The 1,963-nt window shown below is 59.7% G+C and carries 2 protein-coding genes and 1 pseudogene; 1 reads left to right on the top strand and 2 read right to left on the bottom strand.

Annotated features, from left to right (window positions below; genetic code table 11):
* Positions 1–489: pseudogene (locus tag EOA22_RS31845) on the top strand (DNA helicase); the annotation flags it as partial.
* A 236-nt stretch (positions 490–725) separates the two neighbouring features.
* Here the strand turns inward: EOA22_RS31845 and EOA22_RS31840 are convergent.
* Together EOA22_RS31840 and EOA22_RS31835 are read right to left on the bottom strand one after the other, a co-directional pair.
* On the bottom strand, positions 726–1,319 hold the full coding sequence (locus tag EOA22_RS31840; protein ID WP_127390518.1) for an SOS response-associated peptidase family protein: 594 nt from the start codon (positions 1,317–1,319) through the stop codon (positions 726–728).
* A 339-nt stretch (positions 1,320–1,658) separates the two neighbouring features.
* A partial coding sequence (locus EOA22_RS31835; protein WP_127390517.1) for a DUF2269 family protein occupies positions 1,659–1,963 on the bottom strand: 305 nt, incomplete at its 5' end.

Here is a 1,963-nt window from a genome sequence, read left to right as displayed (position 1 = left end):
CTCGAGACCTGGCGCGCGACCAGCGGCCTGCCTTGGATCGGTTTCTGGTTTCGCGAGCTGCTGCGTTGGGGAACGCTCGATCCATTCGTCGCCTTCGCACTTGCGCAAGGGCTGGCGCGAACGCGTCAAGAAGCCGTTGCCCGGCGTCCCGAGTTCGAAGCGTGGCTTGTAGGGGAGGGGCTCTATCTCAACGCCGAGACGCTGATAGATCCGCAATGCTTCCTGGCGTGGCAAAGGTCGCTTGCGGCACAGAGAGATGCCGTCGAGATAGTGCGGGGAAGTGCGGCTCAGCTTACGCATGTGGATGGGCGACGAGAATCCTATGACGTTCGTCCAATTGTCGGAGCCGATGGGATCGAATGGATAGACGCGGCAGGATACTCCGTTGCCCAATCCCCTTATTCTGCGGCATTGCTGACCGCCCGTCCCGATGGGCACGATTTCATGGTCGTAACCCGGCCTGCCGTCGAAGTTACCCGTACATACTAGCGCAAGATGAAGGAGAGCCTGTCGAAGTCAGCGTCCAAGGCCTGAGAGCCCAGGAGAACGTCCGCTTGCAGAAATTAGGCAGATGGAGGCAAACGGCCGACGTTGGGCGCAAAGCAGTCATGCTGGCTTCACGTCGGAGGGTTTGCTGAGGCTCAGAACCGGACAGGTGAAAGGTTACTTTGTCCCATATACCCCTTGGGTCGATGAATGCCCCGTTGACGTTAAGAATAGCCGAGTCAGTCGCTCCCTTCTCGTACGGTTTCTACCGCCAGCGACCCGGCCGGGAGGGCCTTCAAGAGCTCGCCCTCCGGTTTCGTGAGGTGTATCCATGCCGCCCAGTCCTCCGGGCGCAGCACCACAATCTGGCGATTGTGGGTGGGCGCCACGTCCAGGCCGGGTTCCGTCGTCAGCATAGCGAATGTCGGGGGCTTGTTGCCTTCGCCATCGCGCCACAGGGCGGCGATCGCCATGAACGAGGCGCCGTTGAGCGTGAAGCGATGCTTAGCCTTTGGAGACTTCTTTCCCGTGAATTCGAAGAAAGCCGACGCCGGAATAAGGCAGCGCTTGCTGTTGGAGACGTTCCGTCCTTCCGAGCGGAAGTTGAAGATCGGCCCGCCTTTGGGCCCGGAGGGCGGAAAGGCAAAGGTCATGCGCGTGAGTTCGATCGTGTCGCCGGCGGCGCGCATGATCGGGGCGGGATCACTGATGCGGATGTCATCCGCCTGCGGCAGATCCAGTTCGGTTTGATAAGTGGGAATGTCGAGCGCCAGCAATTGCATCATCCTGCAATATTCGGCCCAGGCGATATGCTGCTCATAATCGTTGCACATGGCTGCCCACGCTTTCAGTCAGTTGATGACTTATAACAGATAACGCGGCTTGGCTGCGGCGCCACCATCCGGAGATTTTCCGCTATGCCCGAAATCTCGCAATCTGCTTGATGCATTTCGAAGCCGTGCACGGGCGACGTGGATAGACGTGTCGTCGGCAATCAAAGTCCCGTCAGCCTCCCGCCACAGAGGTGCTCGGGCGATGGCCGGGAACCTGTGCAACCATTGCCACCCGGTATGTAGTAACGGAACGAGGCAGTCTGCGGCTGGCGCCCATCGCCTTCCATTTGTTAGGCGCAACGATGTTGCAGACCGTGACGAGGGAGACGAAGTCCGGTGCTACAAGGCGAACCAATCGATCGAAGGTCGCGAAATCATCAGCCAGAAGATGGCGAGCACTGCCGCGAAGGCAGGAAAGCCAAAGGCGAACCAGAGCCGAAACAAGGTGTCATAGCGCTGTGGTGGAGGTTGCTTCTCTGCCGCGGCCTGCATAGCGAGATTGCGCATCTCGATCTGCATCCACACGACTGGAAGCCAGAACAGGCCGGTGATGAGGTAGAGCAGGATCGAAAGCACAATCCACCCCTCGGTCAGCGGATAGCCGGAATGCCAGGCGAGGAATGCACCGGCGACAGGTTGGGCGA

The sequence above is a fragment of the Mesorhizobium sp. M7A.F.Ca.US.014.04.1.1 genome, assembly GCF_003998745.1.
GTDB classification, from domain to species: Bacteria; Pseudomonadota; Alphaproteobacteria; order Rhizobiales; family Rhizobiaceae; genus Mesorhizobium; species Mesorhizobium ciceri.
Note: the sequence above shows the minus strand (reverse complement) of the source record. Positions and strands in the feature narration are given on the sequence as shown.